Raw genomic sequence first — 14,528 nt, 5'->3', positions numbered from 1 at the left:
CGCTCAGTACCGAGCCACAGAGGCGTCAACCTCTTGCGACCAGGCATCGATGCCACCGGCCACGTTGTAGACCTCGGTAAACCCCATCCCGACGAAGTGCTGCCCCGCCGCCAGGCTCCGCATGCCGTGGTGGCAGTGGAAGTACAGCGGCGTATCCCGCGGCAGCTTCTCGATCTCGTCGGCCACGTCCGCGTCCAGCAACACCGAGCCCTCGATCCGCGCGATCTCCCGCTCATCCTCGCCGCGAACGTCATACAGCCGCAGGTCGCCCTCCTTCATCCGCCGGGCCAGCTCCTTGACCGACAGCTCGCTCACGTGCGGCGGCTCGTTCGGGTTCTCGATCTTGAACCCGGCCCCTTCCGCCGAGCTCACGAAGTCGATCACGACCCCCTTGGCCCGCCTCGCGCTGCGCGGGTCCAGCACCAACTGCACGCCGTTGCTCTCGACCTGCACATCCCCGCCCTTGCGCGCACCGATGCTCAGATCATTGTGAAACCGCCCGTCGATCGTCAGCCGCAGCACGTCGTCGTCCTCGATGTCGGACCCCTCGATCGCGGCCTTGAACTGGGCCGCAGCGGCCGCCGTGATCGTCAGCTGCGGCACCTCGGGCGGCTTGGCGCCAAGCGTGGCGGCCAGCTCTCCGCTGTCCTCGAGCTCGCGCACGATGTCGGCCCCGCCGACGAACTCCCCGTCCACGTAGATCTGCGGGATCGTCGGCCAGTCCGAGAACGCCTTGATCGCGTCGCGCAGCTCGGCGTCCGCGAGCACGTCCACCGTCGCGTAGTCGTCCAGCCAGCCGTCGAGCAGCTCCACGACCGAGGCCGAGAACCCGCACTGCGGCGAGCGGCGCACGCCCTTCATGAACACCACCACGCGATCGCTGGCGACGAGGTCGTTGATCTTGGCGCGGGTCGACTCGGATAGCTCGCTCACAGGGGCGACCATATCGAAGCCAGTCCGGTCCGCAACGCGCAACCCTCGCGAAGTTCTTTCCGCCCCACCTGAGCGGGTGAGGCGCCGAAGTTGGACTTGGCTGGCGCTGCGAACCCGCGGCCCCGGTCCGAGCCCTGCCGAGGCCGCCCGCGGGGGCCGGATGCTCGAGGCTGATCTGTCCGGGTTGCCCGAGCCCAAGCGCGAAGCGGGGTTCGGAGAGCCGCTCAGAACTCCGCGGCGATCGCCTGGCCGATCTCCGCGAGCGCGCCGCCGAAGGTCTCGTCGCAGATCGACCATGCGCGCTGGCCACTCGCGGGCCCGTGTGTCTCGAGCACCGTCCAGATGCGCCCTGGCGGGACCGCAGCCTCGAACCCGTTGCTGGTCATACCCGCGCAGCCCGGTCCGATGCCAAAGCTGTTCTGAAACTCGGGGTCAGTGCCGGCCACGTCGGCGTAGTGGGGCGCCCCCGAGCAATCGACGCCGACGATGCCGAAGGTCCGCAGCGCCGAGGAATTGCTGGCGTTCCAGCAGATCACAGGCGCCTGCTTTGCTCGTCCCCTGGTCAAATGAACCACTGCGGCCTCGAGCCGGCGGACCGTCGCTGCAATCACCCACGCGGTGACGAGCCGCGCCTCCGCGACCTTTTCCCCTGACGGGGGCCACATGATCGGGAGCACACGGCATGTGATGAATGTGGTCTGTCTCGCGCTGGTCAGTTGACAACCAGTGACCTAGGTGCCAACTGTCACGCGTGCACACGGTCGTTCGAAGTCAAATAGCGACGATGATCTTGGTGTTGGGCAGCGCTTGTCATCAGACGGATCCCATCGCTGCACAGGACGCGACTGGAACTTCGGACGCGACTTCGGACGCGACTTCGGACGCGACTTCGGACGCGACTTCGGACGCGACCACCAGCGACACCAGCGACACCACCACCCCCGATGACACCGGCGACGAAACCGGCCAGAACACCGGTGCCTGCGACGACGTCGACTGCGGCAACGGGGTCTGCGTCGAACAGAGCGCAGAGGCCACCTGTGTATGTGACGAGGGCTTCCACGCGCAGGGGCTGACCTGCGAGCTCGACCTGTGCGAGGGCCCGGACTGCCCGATGACGGTCGAGGAGTTCCAGCTGATGTTCGACGAGGTCTGGGACGGCGAACAAGGCCAAGACTGCATCGACCGCGCCGCGAGCACCGGCTACGCGCAGGAGTACTACTTCCTGAGCTACTGCATCGATGGGCTGACCTCGATGTGGCGTGCGACCGGGGAGCTCGAGTATCTCGACACCGCCCTCGAGCTCGTCGACAACACGCTCGCCGACACCATGACCGACGAAGACGGCTACCGGCGATGGGACTCGAATCTCGGACCCGATGGGGTCCCGCTGTGGGAGACCTACTACTGGCGCCACGTGATGACGATCATCGTGGTCCTCCACGATAACCCGCAGCTGCGAGCGATGGCCGACTATCAAAGCCAGTACGAGGCGCTCTTGGCCTTCTCGCAGACCCACATCTGGGACAAGTGGCTGCAAGCCGGCATCGGTAATTTCTACCGTTCCCAGACCCACATGGCATCCCACCCGGCTCGGATCGGCCTCGACCTCTACCTCTTGACCGGCGAGACCGCGTACCTCGATGTGTTCAACGCCATCTCCTTCGAGGGCATGCCCAATCGCGACGGGGCCAACCTCGCCGACCAACTCGAGGTCAACCCGGAGACTCCATCCGCGTTGTTCTGGTCTCGCTCCTGGCCGCCCGAATACGACATCCAGGACACCAGCCACGCCGGGGCGATCGTCTCGTTTTGGGCCCACGCCTACGATGTGGGCCAGGGCTGGGACATCACGCATATCGAGGCGTTGATCTCGACGCTCCTGGACGTGGTCTGGCGGCCGGACCTCGATGGGGCCTACGCGCGCAACGTGGATGGGACCAGCTCGGAGCTCAACGGGGATCCGGCGAACCCCTACGCGATCCCCAACGCCGGAGGACCAACCGGGCGCCTCCACGAGTGGCTGGTTCTCGGTCGCTACGATGACCGGGTTCAAGAACGGATCGAGGACGTCTACCTCGACCCGGCCCACAAAAACCTGGCCTTCTTTGGACACCAGGCTTTGGGGATCGCGGCTCTGAACGCTCGCATCCTCGCCTATGGTGAGCCGGTGTACTGAGCGACTCGCGAGCTGTCGCTCGCTGCGATACGCTTGGGCGAGCGTGACCACGGCGTCCAAGCGCAGCGTTCAGTGCAAGCCCAGCGCTCAGTGTTCAAAGAACACGCCGTCCATGACGGCGACATCCTCTGGTATGAACGAACGAGCAACCTACGCGCTGCGCTACCTCGGTGGGACTCGCAAGATCAACGCGATCAAGCTGGTGCGCGAGCTGACCTCGCTCGGGCTGGCGGCCGCCAAGGCGATCGTCGACGCGCAGCAGGTGTTCGCCACCGGGCTGGAGCTCGAGCGCGCGCGTGAGCTCGTCGCGCGCTTCGAGGTCGAAGCCGACAGCCAGCTCGCGATGATCGCCGAGGCCACGTACAGCATCGGCTTCGATCCACACCACCGGGCGCGCGCCAGCCAGGCGCTCGTTCGGCTGCGCTGCCACGGGCTCGAGCTGGGGTGGGCGCGGGGCCGCATCGGCGAGTGGACCCACGAGCGCGGGCAGACCTTCACCGACCTCGCCCAGCGCGACCGGGCGATCGCGGCTGAGCACGCGCGCTGGGCCGCGCGGGGCCTCGCCATCGCCGAGCACGAACTCGAGGTCGTCGCGGCCACGAGCGCGCGCGCGCCTGTGCTCGAGCAAGCGATCCGCGACGCCGACGACCCCAGGGATGCGATGCAGGTCCACGCCGACTGGTTGCAGCGCGAGGGTGACCCACGCGGCCTGGTCGCCGCGCTGGATCTCGCCCGGGCCCAGGCCGTGTCGGCGGACGCTCGCGACCGCCTGGATCGGGCGTTTGAAGCGGCGCTCGTCGAGCATCACGCCCACTTGTTTGGCCCGCTCGGCCCGGTCCACCTCACCGGTTTGCAGTGGATGGGCGGCCTCGTGATCGGCCTCGACGTCGCGGCCGATACCAGCGCGGAGCCGCCCCACACGGGGATGGAGCGGCTCGCCGCGCTGCTTGGGCTGCCGATCTGCGCGTGCTTGCGCGCCTTGAGGGTCCGTCCGCGGGTCGACGACCACACGACCGTGCTCGGCAGCTGCGACGCCGCGCTGCTCGGTGGTGTGCGCGAGCTCGACCACGGCTGGTTTCACCGCAAACCTGACGGGTTCGACTGGTCACGGATGCCCAACCTCGAGCGCGTCGAGTTGGTTGGTGAGATCAGCTCGCCGTTCCGGCTGGCCAAGCTGCGCGAGCTAACGATGACGATGTGGACCCCCGAGCTCACCGTCGAGGCGCTGCGCCACAGCTTGCTGCCGCGGCTGCGTAGGCTCACGCTCATATTTCATGGCGACGAGGAGTTCGGGCCACCTCCGCTCGCGCAGCTGCTCGCGCTGCCGTTGATCACCTCGCTCGAGACTCTGACGCTGCGTCAGCTCGACGACGAGCTGTGGCCGAGCGAGCTGGCGCGAGCGTTGGTCGACGCCGCGAAGCTGCGCCCGCTCGCGCGCGTCGACGTGTCAGCGCTGGCGTTCACGGCCGCCGCATACAAGCTGCTCGTCGACGCGCACACCTGCGTGCCCAACTTGGTGCTCGGGCCTGCGGCGACGCTCGAAAGGCAGAATCGCCCTTCTGGTTGACGTGATCGATCAGGAGGCTGGAACCCGGAGCGTGTCTTCATCGTGGACGTCGACGGCCCCGTACCCGCGGAGCGACTCGCCCGCTGCAACAGCCTGCGCGCCCTGGGCCTGCTCGGCTTCAACGTCGGCGTCGAGGCAGCGCAGGCGCTCGCGCAGCTGTCCGGCCTCACCTCCCTCGACCTCAGCAACAACAGCGACATCGGCGTCGGCGTTGAAGGAGCCCGCTCCCTCGCGCAGCTCCGCAATCTCAGCTGGTGGCCTGGGCAGGGATTGGGACGACCACAAGCGAGCCCCACGCCACAGACGCGGGGGGCTACTCGAAGGACTCGATCATCTCGCCCACGAGTCGCATGCTCTTCATGACCTTGTCGTGGGGAAGACCACCGACCTGCTGAAAGCACATCAGCCGATCGACGCCGAGGTCGCGATAGGCCTCCATCTTTCGCCGGCAGGTCTCGGGGCTGCCGACGACCAGCGAGTCCTGCTCGCTGAGCGCGTCGAAGACCTCCTCGTCGGAGACCTGCTCGCCGCCCATGATCCGACCGATGACGATCTGCGCACGGTTGGGCGGAGCGTCAGCGCGGGCCCGCAGGAATTGTCCGGTGAGCCCGCCACCGGCCAGATCCCGCATCTTCGCCTGCTCCTCGGCCGCGGTCTGCATGAAGACCTCTCGGGCCTCGAAGAAGGTGAAGGCCATGGACGTGTACCACGCCGCGGCCGTCGCGGCGCCGTTCTTCATCGCCTCCTCGTCGGTCTCGGCGCAGTGAACGAAGGTGAAGAAGGCGACCTGATCGTTGACGAACGAGCCGACGGGGCTCTGGGTGCTCCGGACCGCCGCGCGGTAGATGTCGATCCATTCCTTGACCTGCGCGGGCGGAGCCCACAACGTCACGCCCAGCGCTCCGACGCCGTTGCGACCAGCTTGCTCGAAGGAAGTCAGGCTCGAGCAGGCCTGCCACAGCGGCGGGTGAGGCTTTTGATAGGGCTTGGGCACGACGCTGACGTCGCGGATCTGATAGTGCTCGCTCTCGTACGAGAAGTGATCCTGCGTCCACATCTTTGGGACCATCTCGAAGGCCTGCTGCATCTGCTCGCGCGCCTCGTTGGCGGGTATGTTGAACAGTCGCCACTCGGGGACGGTCGAGCGGGCCATGCCGAACTCGACGCGACCCTGGCTGAGGTGGTCGAGGTACGCCGCGCGCTCGGCAATGCGAATCGGATGGTTGAAGCGATAGGGGGCGAGGACTGCCGAGTGGCCAACGCGAATGTTCTTGGTCTGCTGGGCGATCGCCGTGAGCATGAGCTCGGGCGCCGACGACAGACTAAACTCGCCGCCACAGTGGTGCTCGACCAGCCAAAAGCAGCCGTAGCCCAGCTCGTCAGCGAGCCTGGCCTGCTCGAGCGTCTGTTGAATTCGTCGATGCTCGTGATCCTCGCTCCATGGTTGAGGGTCCTGGATTTCGGTAAATATATCAATCTTCATGAATGCGCCCGTGGTGTATCAGACACTGGATAGAGGAGACACTGGGTCGGGCCCCGGCGTCAAGCGGATTTTAGACCGAGCGGGGCCGGACCGGGCGGATGGCGATCGTTTTGGTATAGGCCAATACAAATTCGATGCGCATCGCGTTGCGCTCGGTCGGGATTCCCGGGCGCGAGCTGACGGCAGTGTGGACACAGCTCGGGTCTGGTCGGTCCTCTCAGACGTGCAGAAACTACGGCAACGCTGTCACGGTTATGGAATACCTTGGACTGGACATTCATCGCCGACAGAGCCGCCCGGCTGCGACTGGGGTGGGTGTGAGTATTTGTGTCAGCATAGAATAGGCACCCTATCACAGGGTACACTGGGGGCACCGATCATGGGCAAGCGTAGCGAGCAGACAATTGCGAGGAGCCTCACCCTGGTCGCGTCGATTGCATCCGTGGTCGCGTGTGCGCCCGCGTCGACGCCAACTTCATCACTCACCCAGCCCACCGCGGACACAGGCACCGACCCGGAGATCCGCGCGCCCGTGGAGCGGAGTCCTGCCCCGGCTGCGAGCGAGACGAGCGAGGCCGACTCGCCGCGAGAGCCGAAGCCGCTCACCGGCCCGCCGCCGGGTCTCAGCGTCGTGGTCGACGCGACGCCGGTGCGGACCGAGGGTGGCTACGCCCTCGATCTGCGCGTCGTGGTCACGGTCACCGAGGGTCCGGGCTTCGATCTAGCCGGGTTGCCCGCGCCGAATCTCACGGGCGAGACCACCGATCGCAGCGGATCGGCGGGCGGGTTCGCCGACGGCTGTTACGCGAGCTTCGATGGGAGCACCGTGGTTCGGCGCGGCGAGTCGCGTGTGTTCGAGCGTCGTCACGGCGAGAATGTTCTGGACGTGACGCAGCCAGGTCAGACGCTGACGCTCGAGGTCGGTCTGTGTCGGGTCGGCCTGCCCGACGGGCGTTGGGAGCCAGTTCCGGCGGCCGAGGTCGTGCTCGAGGTCAGCGACTCCAGCGTCGCGCAAGTCAGCGTCACCACGCTCAGCTCGAGCCCTGGCTCGGGCTCGGACAGCGGGGCGGCGGCCAACTAGCGAATGGTTGTTACTTCTTGACCAAGGTCGCGCACTGGCCCTTGTGGACCTCGACGAGCAGCTGTGACTCGCTGCCGTTGAGGTTCTTGCAGGTAATCTCTTGCTCGCCGGCGGTCATGTTCATCTGGAAGCTGTAGCTGACCCAGCCGTCGCCGGTGGTGGTCCACTCGAGCAGCTCGGGGGTGTCGATCGTGAACTCGATCTTGGTTTTGTTGGCCTCGGCGCTCTTTTGGAGCATGGCCTTGACCTCGGCGAAGTCGGTCTTCGTGGGCAGGAAGATCAGGTCGAAGCCGTCCTTGCCGGCGGCAATTCGGGCGGCCTTGCCGAGATCACCCATGACCTTCGCGGATTTGGGGCCCTGGGCGACCCAGCCGGCCCACTCGGGGCCAATCGTCGAGAGGTCGTGCTCGGTCATCACGAAGTCTGGCTTGGCGGGGGCTTCGGGCTCGGCGGGCTTTTCGGGCTCGGCTGGGGCTTCTTTCTTTTCCGCGGTCTTCTTGTCGTCGGTCGTCTTCTCGTCGGTCTTCTTGTCGTCTGCCGGCTTGTCGCACGCGAGCGCCAGGCAAAGGGGGAGCAGGAGACCGAGGTAGCTGAGAGGGTTGCGCATTGTGCAAGACGCTTACGCGTCGGGGATGCTCGGGGTCAACCCAGCTCGGGCTCGCCTTCGCTCGGCATGGTGACACCCGGGCTGACACTTCCCAAACAAAGCTGACATGAGGCTGTCACTCCGGCATGCGAGAAGGGCCCTCGAACCGGCGCACCGACGCGCCCAACCCCAGGAAACCAAATGAGCATCACCTTCTACTTCGCCCCCATGTCCACCGCTTCCACCGTCCGCTGGAGCCTGGAGGAGCTCCAGATCCCGTACGAAGGCGTGCAGGTCGACATCAAAGACGACGCCGACAAGAAAACCAAGCTTGGACCGGTCAACCCCAACATGGCCGTGCCGGTGCTGGTGCATGACGGCGTGGCGATCTTCGAATCGGCGGCCATCCAGATCTACCTCGGGGAGACGTTCGGCGTGGACAAGGGTCTCTACCCCAAGCCGGGTCCCGCGCGTGGCGAGGCGCTGAAGTGGCTGGTGTGGGCCAACGTCACCCTGGGCGGCGCGATGTCACGCTGGCTGGGCAACACGCAGGGCCCGCAGGAGCAGCGAAATGCGGCCGCCGGCGCACAAGCCCGCAAAGACCTCGACCGCCTGATCGGGATGGTGGAGGAGAACCTCGGCGACAGGACGTACATGCTGGGGGACACGGTCTCGCTGGTGGACTTTCACCTCGTGTCGTTCTTTCAATGGTTCGGCTTCTGCGGGGTCGACTTTGCCCCGTTTCCCCAGCTGGGAGCCTTGATCGGGCGTTGCTCGGGGCGCCCCGCCAACCAGAAGCTGATGGCGGCGGAGACCTAGCAGGCCGCGCCGAGATTTTCCCCGGCCTGCTAGAGCGCCACGGGCAGGATGGTGGCGCGGGTGATGCGGTCGAGTCGAAAGTGACGCCGCTCGCCCGCGTCGAGATCCTCAGCATCCAGGCGCGTCTCGTGGCGCTCCATCAAGACGGCGCGAATCCGGATGCGCCGGGTCGTCTCGACATGGCTGCCGTCGACGTAGACGATCCGCAGCGGCTGCTGCTCGAACCAGGCACGCTCGACGGTCGCGCGGACCTTCTGGTCGCTGGGCAGCGCGGGTACGCCCACAAAGGACAGCTCCCCAAGGCGGGTCAGCAGCTCACGCTGGGCCGAAGCGGTCAGGGCAGCGCGGACCTTGTCGAGTGCAGACTCGAGGGTGTCCGTAAAGGGCATCAGTCGAGTGCCGATGGCGTGGCGTCCCAGCGCGACCAACAAAGCCGCCTCCCGTGCGGTGAAGTTGACCGGCGGTAGGCTGTAGCTCTTGTCGAGCGCATAGCCACCTCCGCGACCGCGCTCGGCGGCCAGCGGCAAGGATGCTTCGCGGAGCGAATCCAGATCGCGATAGATGGTGCGAAGCGTCACCCCGAAGCGCTCGGCAAGCGCCGCTGCGGTGACGCCGGTCCGACGACCACGCAGGTACTCGGTGAGCGCGAAGAGACGCTGCGTACGCTTCACGCAGCTGACATACCGCTGACACGTCCGCGGTTCAACTGGGCTGTCTCGAGTGACGCCCCGTCGATGGCCAACGGCGCTACCTCGGTGTTCCGACCTGCTACAGTCAGCCATGCATAGCCTACGGCTTCCCCGCGCTGTCATCTCTGCCCTCGCCTGCGTCCCGCTCGCGGCCTGCGTGATCATCGATGGGTCGGGGCTCGAGGGCGACGACGCCGGGACCGAGGCGAGCGACACGACCGGCGACGGCGACGGCGACCCGGCCACTGGCGACGGCGACGGCGACGGCGACGGCGACCCGGCCACTGGCGACGGCGACGGCGACGGCGACCTGGGCCCGTTTGTCTACTCCGAGTACGACCCCGACGGCGTCGCGATGATCGACGCCCTGTTTGTGCTGACCGAGGCCGCCGTCGCGGAGATCGCCGACCAGGGCCAGACGCCCGAGGAATTCCTCGACTGGCGCATCGACGACCTCAACGCCGCCCTCGCGCGCAGCCTCGTCGACAGCTCCGTGGTCCGCTCGCTCGGCTACCACGTGCTCAGCGAGGACGACTACCAGCGGACGGGGGCGTGGCCGGGGCCGACGGACTTCAACATCAACGCGGCGCTCGGGTGGCTGTCGAGCTACCGCGCAGCCTACGGGGCCGACAAGCTCCTGATAATTGGTAGCACCGCCGAGAGTCAGTCTCCGGCGGCCTGGGGCGGCGGCGCGGTCTCCTCGTACTGGGTCGAGTTCTTGCCGATCAACCACGAGTTTGGCCACTGCATGGGCGGCAGTCACTGCAATGAGGGCGACCCCGACAACTACAACTTTGGCTTCCCGCTGGCTGGCTACGACGAGGACGGCTCGCCCAACCCGTCAGGCCTCACCGGCGGCACCATGATGTGTGGCAACAACGTCAACTTCTTCTCCAACCCCGAGGTCACGCTCACCCTCGCGCAGATCGAAGCCTACGTCGACGAGGGGATCATGCCGGCGCAAGACTACGCGGCCGCGCTCGGGCAAGGCGGCACGCTGCAGCTCGGCGACCCGGTCTACGCCAACATGGCCCAGACCTGGCGTGACAACGAGCTGCCCGCGGCGCGCTCGGTGCCCACGGCCAAGTACCCCGGCGACCCCGGCACCTACTACGCCAAGGATGACTGCGCTGGGTTCTACGCTGGCGAAGGCTACACGGATTTGGCCTTCGAGCTGTGCAGCGGCGAGACGGCGCAGGACCTCGCCGATCAATCGATCTCCTCGGTCATGCTCGGCCGCGACGTGCACGTCAACCTCTACACAGACACCGACTTCGGGGCCGGCTCGACCTGCGGCGGGATCCTCGAGCGTCTGGCCTTCTCGAGCCCGAGCCTCGAGGCTATCTGCAAGCACCACGGGCTCGAGAACATCGACGGCGTGGTCGCGGCCGCGGCCGTGTACCCCCCGATCGATCGCGCGACCCACCGCATGTTCGAGGGTCGCTTCGCGTTCTACTCCTCGGGCGAGCCCCCGTTTTGCTCGTCGATCGACGGCGAGACCCTCACGGTCTTGCGTGACAATGTGGCCTGGACCGGGACCGCGGCGATCATCGATCAGACCCTCGCGCTGCCCTACTCGATCGAGTTCGACTACCGGTCGCAGCACGTCGGGGCCGATCCCGCCGCCGACGGCATCAGCGTGTTCTTCGCCAAGGACCCTTTGGCCTACGCCAGCCAGATCCCGCCACGCGAGAACCTGGGCTTCATCGCCGACGGCAGCGGCTACGCGATCGAGCTCAACATCTGGACCAACCAGGTGTCGCTGCGCGACGGCGACTACATGACGATCGGCCAGAGCGTGAACACCAGCACCTATACCGATGGCGCCTGGGTCCCCGTTCGTGTCGACGTCGCGCTCGACGGCGTCACCCTGTGGTTCGACGGTCAGCAGCTCTTGTCCCAGGCTGTGGCGATCGACGAGAGCCACGCTGGAGTCGGGATCGGGGCTGGCAGCGGGCTGTACACGAGCGAGTTCAGCGTGCGCAACTTCGTTCTGGTCCCCGGCTGATCGCTCCCTACTCGAACGGGCGGTGAGCGCCACAGCGTGCTTGCGGGACCTGTGTTACCCATCGTCGCCATGTGCCGCGTTCGCTCGTTGGTCCTCTCCGCTCTCCCGCTCTCCCTCGCGCTGGTTGCCTGCGACCGCGGCAGCTCATCGTCCGAAGCCCGCAGCGACGACTCCCCACCGTCTTCGGACACGGCGAGCGACACAAAGACGGCAACTCCAACCAGCGACGGCCCCACGGTCTACCTGACCCTCGAGCGCGGCGGTTTGATGGTGTTGCGCAGCGGCGGGTTCGAGCGCGTCGAGAACTCACCGATCTCGCGCATGCACGACTACCCGATCAAGCTGCCCCAGGGCGGCTTCTACACTTACGCCAATTCGATGGTCCGCTACGACGGCACCGTCACGGATCTCGGCGTCGCCAAACAGACCCACGTCTCGCGCCCGCACCAGCTCACCGACGACGGCAAGTTGATCGCATCCGGGACGACCTCAGTCGGCATCCACGACGGCAGCCGCTGGGAGACCTGGGACATGAAAGAGGTCCTCACGGGCGTCGAGGTCAAGAACGCCTCGGTCAGCAGCGCCGCCTTGGCGCCCGACGGCACGCTCTACGTCAGCTTGCCCCGCTACCTCGCGGTCCGATCGCCGGATGGGCAATGGAAGGCACTCGAGCCGCCGATCACCGGGTACCACGGCGGCGAGCTAGCCGTGGGTGCCGACGGGGTCGCGCTGTTCTCGATCAGCGGCGGCGTGGGCAAGAAGTCGGGAACCTTCACCGTGTCCGGCGATGGGTTCAACAAGCTCTCGTCGAGCCTGCTCCCCGATCCCTTCGTGGTCGACGGCGTGGTTCACAGCCTGTCGCTCGACGGCAAGACCGTCCATCGCGTGGTCGAGGGCGAGCTCGAGACGGTCCACGGGCACTCGGGCCCTGGTCGCCTCGCCAACCTGCAGCTCGGCGCCGACGGCAAGCTCTATGCGCTCGCCGCCGAGCGAAGGCAGGTCATGCGAATCGCGAACGGCGAGGCCACGGCGCTCCCGCGCGAGCCGGGGGCCCTGCCGTTCTCACTCAACGACATCCACGACAACTACGACGTCGACGCTGCCGGCCGGGTCTGGCTGCGGTCGGCCTATGGCCTCCACGTGATCGACGACGACGCGGTGATCAACCTGCTCCCGGGCCAAGGCGAGCCGATCCCGTCGCTGGTCGAGCGTGTGGTCGTCTCGGGCTCCGGCCCCGCTGCGCTGCCCGAGTGGACGAACTCCAAGCTGATCACGAGGACCGGCAAGGTCGTCGGCAAGGACGGCACGCCCGCGGCCGACGTGACGATCGAGGTGTGTTCGCTGCTCATCAGCAAGGACTCGCCCCATTCCTCGCAGACCTTCCGCGGCAAGACGCCCTGCGCCACCAGCGATGATGTATTTGGCAAGCTCACGACCGACGCCGAGGGCCGCTTCACCGTCGCAGACACGCCGCGGTTTGGGACCATCAGCGTCGCCTATCTCGATGGCAAGAGCTGGAACATGTTCCTCACGAAACACGGCCTGCAATCTTGCTCCGGGACCCCCGGCGGGGGAACCTGCGATGTGGGGACCATCGAGTTGGAGAATCGGTAGCGAGCGGGAGGCTCCAAGGGGCTGCGAAGCCCCTCCATCAAGATCTAGATGCTAGTTCGCTGCATCTGAAGTTCCGCCAGGAACTTCAGATGCATCGACTAGCAAGCCGAGCCCATGTTGCCGGCTTGGTCGCAGGCGCCGTCGATGATCTGCTGGTAGCGACAGTCCTTGCCCGCCTGGTCCCACATCTCGCAGGCGGCGTTGCACTCGGCATCGCTGGCGAACTCCGTGGACAGCCCGGGCTCGGCGCAGAACTGAATGTAGGCGACGCAGTAGACCGAGCAGGTGGTGTCCCCGCTGGGCCCGGTCTCTTCTTCCGTCGCGCCGTCCTCGGTCGTGTCGTCCTCGGCGTTGGTCGCGTTGGTGTCGGTGGTGTCACCGTCGTCACCACCGTCGCAGGCGGCCATGGGGATCGACAGGCAAAGGGCGATCAGGCTGGTCGTGAAGAGCTTGCTGAGTTTCATGGGAACGCGAGAGCATAGAGCATGCTCGGCGAGACATGCGACCGCAGACCCACCCCGGATGTGGAGAATGGACACGCCGCGCGCGTGCCCGCGGCTACAGCTTCGTCACCCGCGCAGATGCGCGACCAGCCATCCCAGGCCGATCACGATCATCCACTTGAGCACCCAGAACAGCAGGAAGGTCTTGGCCACGGACGGGCCGTAGAAGCGCAGCACTTGCCAGGCGCTGAGTCGGCGGATCATCGAGTCCCAGCTGGGGCGTTCGCGCAGCTGCGCGTACCAGCGCGCGACCTCCGGCCTGCGGTGACTGCGGAGCGATCGCGCGAAGCCGATCTGCTCGAGCTTGGACAGCACGGCCGTCCACATCGCGTCGGCCAGGGTGTAGTTGGGGCCGGCGAGCCACTCGCGCTGTTCGAGGGTGACCTCGATCTCGTCGAGCAGGACCTCGACCTCGTCGACGAGCTCGCTCATGCCGATGCGGTGGTGAATGCCGCGCTCGAGGCCGTCGAGCTCGGCGCGCTTGGCCTCGTAGATGTCGCGCAGCTCGGGGTTCTTGCGGATCAACCGGCGCAGGCGCGAGCGCTGCTGGCGGAGGCTCCAGCGCTGAAACCACCGGACCATGCCCTTGGTCCGCGCATAGCCGAGCTCGCGCAGCGGGAACTGATCTTGGATCTCGATCCACCGCAGCACTTCGTCGCGCTGCTCGGGCTCGCTGGGCAGTAGCTCGGGGCCCGGGAAGTGCTCGTTGACGAAGCCAACGATCTGGACGGCGCCCGTGACGATCGTGGTCCCCACCACCAAGGTGGGCACGACGAGCTGGGGGTTGAGCTTGGCGTACCAGGGCTCGAGGTTCTCGAGCGCGGGCCCGGTGTTGACGATCTGCCCGTCCCACGCGACCTGCTTCTCGGCCAGGACCAGGCGGACCTGCTGCGAGCCGAGCGAGATCGGGAAGTGATACAGCGTGGGCGCCGACTTGGACTGCGCGGCGATGCCGGGAAGCTCGAGCAGCTCGCCCCCTTCGACCTTGGCCTTCGCGGAGCTCAACCCCGACACTGTAGCCCCGATCGGCGGCCGCCTGACGCCGAGTTTGGCGAGTTCTGTGGAC

14 protein-coding genes are annotated in these 14,528 nt (G+C 66.8%); 6 read left to right on the top strand and 8 right to left on the bottom strand.

Annotation, left to right across the window (positions count from 1 at the left end):
- Positions 1-3 precede the first annotated feature (3 nt).
- Together grxD and ENSA7_RS20605 are read right to left on the bottom strand one after the other, a co-directional pair.
- Positions 4-933: a Grx4 family monothiol glutaredoxin gene (grxD, locus tag ENSA7_RS45830; RefSeq protein ID WP_280524025.1), complete on the bottom strand. Its 930-nt coding sequence runs from the start codon at positions 931-933 to the stop codon at positions 4-6.
- A 224-nt stretch (positions 934-1,157) separates the two neighbouring features.
- Entirely contained in the window at positions 1,158-1,469 is a 312-nt protein-coding gene (locus ENSA7_RS20605) for a hypothetical protein (RefSeq protein ID WP_106091028.1), read from the bottom strand.
- Between the two features lie 248 nt (positions 1,470-1,717).
- Between ENSA7_RS20605 and ENSA7_RS20600 the strand changes: the two genes are divergently transcribed.
- On the top strand, positions 1,718-3,112 hold the full coding sequence (locus tag ENSA7_RS20600) for a hypothetical protein (protein WP_106091027.1): 1,395 nt from the start codon (positions 1,718-1,720) through the stop codon (positions 3,110-3,112).
- A 133-nt stretch (positions 3,113-3,245) separates the two neighbouring features.
- Positions 3,246-4,679 carry a ribosomal protein L7/L12 gene (locus tag ENSA7_RS20595; protein WP_181233945.1) on the top strand — a complete coding sequence of 478 codons (1,434 nt, stop codon included), beginning with the start codon at positions 3,246-3,248 and terminating at the stop codon, positions 4,677-4,679.
- Between the two features lie 9 nt (positions 4,680-4,688).
- Here the strand turns inward: ENSA7_RS20595 and ENSA7_RS20590 are convergent, their stop codons facing one another.
- Together ENSA7_RS20590 and ENSA7_RS20585 are read right to left on the bottom strand one after the other, a co-directional pair.
- Positions 4,689-4,964 carry a hypothetical protein gene (locus ENSA7_RS20590; protein ID WP_106091025.1) on the bottom strand — a complete coding sequence of 92 codons (276 nt, stop codon included), beginning with the start codon at positions 4,962-4,964 and terminating at the stop codon, positions 4,689-4,691.
- A 28-nt stretch (positions 4,965-4,992) separates the two neighbouring features.
- The gene (locus tag ENSA7_RS20585; protein ID WP_106091024.1) at positions 4,993-6,162 is read right to left on the bottom strand and encodes an LLM class flavin-dependent oxidoreductase; all 1,170 of its coding nucleotides are present in this window, start codon (positions 6,160-6,162) and stop codon (positions 4,993-4,995) included.
- A 379-nt stretch (positions 6,163-6,541) separates the two neighbouring features.
- Between ENSA7_RS20585 and ENSA7_RS20580 the strand changes: the two genes are divergently transcribed.
- On the top strand, positions 6,542-7,243 hold the full coding sequence (locus ENSA7_RS20580; RefSeq protein WP_146157929.1) for a hypothetical protein: 702 nt from the start codon (positions 6,542-6,544) through the stop codon (positions 7,241-7,243).
- A 10-nt stretch (positions 7,244-7,253) separates the two neighbouring features.
- On the opposite strand, the gene ENSA7_RS20575 is transcribed toward ENSA7_RS20580, so the two are convergent.
- The gene (locus ENSA7_RS20575; RefSeq protein ID WP_106091022.1) at positions 7,254-7,850 is read right to left on the bottom strand and encodes a hypothetical protein; all 597 of its coding nucleotides are present in this window, start codon (positions 7,848-7,850) and stop codon (positions 7,254-7,256) included.
- 180 nt (positions 7,851-8,030) lie between these two features.
- Between ENSA7_RS20575 and ENSA7_RS20570 the strand changes: the two genes are divergently transcribed.
- Positions 8,031-8,648: a glutathione S-transferase family protein gene (locus ENSA7_RS20570; RefSeq protein WP_106091021.1), complete on the top strand. Its 618-nt coding sequence runs from the start codon at positions 8,031-8,033 to the stop codon at positions 8,646-8,648.
- Positions 8,649-8,677: 29 nt separating this feature from the next.
- On the opposite strand, the gene ENSA7_RS20565 is transcribed toward ENSA7_RS20570, so the two are convergent.
- Positions 8,678-9,319, bottom strand: coding sequence for a helix-turn-helix transcriptional regulator (locus ENSA7_RS20565; RefSeq protein ID WP_106091020.1), 642 nt, complete (start codon positions 9,317-9,319; stop codon positions 8,678-8,680).
- Between the two features lie 109 nt (positions 9,320-9,428).
- On the opposite strand from ENSA7_RS20565, the gene ENSA7_RS20560 reads away from it, so the two are divergent.
- Entirely contained in the window at positions 9,429-11,345 is a 1,917-nt protein-coding gene (locus ENSA7_RS20560; protein WP_146157928.1) for a hypothetical protein, read from the top strand.
- Between the two features lie 69 nt (positions 11,346-11,414).
- Positions 11,415-12,959, top strand: a complete 1,545-nt coding sequence (locus tag ENSA7_RS20555) for an NHL repeat-containing protein (RefSeq protein ID WP_106091018.1) — start codon at positions 11,415-11,417, stop codon at positions 12,957-12,959.
- A 98-nt stretch (positions 12,960-13,057) separates the two neighbouring features.
- Here the strand turns inward: ENSA7_RS20555 and ENSA7_RS20550 are convergent, their stop codons facing one another.
- Both ENSA7_RS20550 and ENSA7_RS42375 read right to left on the bottom strand, forming a co-directional pair.
- Complete coding sequence (locus ENSA7_RS20550; protein ID WP_106091017.1) at positions 13,058-13,423, bottom strand: hypothetical protein; 366 nt, start codon at positions 13,421-13,423, stop codon at positions 13,058-13,060.
- A 105-nt stretch (positions 13,424-13,528) separates the two neighbouring features.
- The gene (locus ENSA7_RS42375; protein WP_181233944.1) at positions 13,529-14,467 is read right to left on the bottom strand and encodes a glutathione S-transferase family protein; all 939 of its coding nucleotides are present in this window, start codon (positions 14,465-14,467) and stop codon (positions 13,529-13,531) included.
- Positions 14,468-14,528: the final 61 nt, after the last annotated feature.

Source organism: Enhygromyxa salina (assembly GCF_002994635.1).
Lineage (GTDB): Bacteria > Myxococcota_A > Polyangia > Nannocystales > Nannocystaceae > Plesiocystis > Plesiocystis salina_B.
The sequence above is the reverse complement of the archived record's forward strand: the minus strand, read 5'-3'. Positions and strand labels throughout refer to the sequence as shown.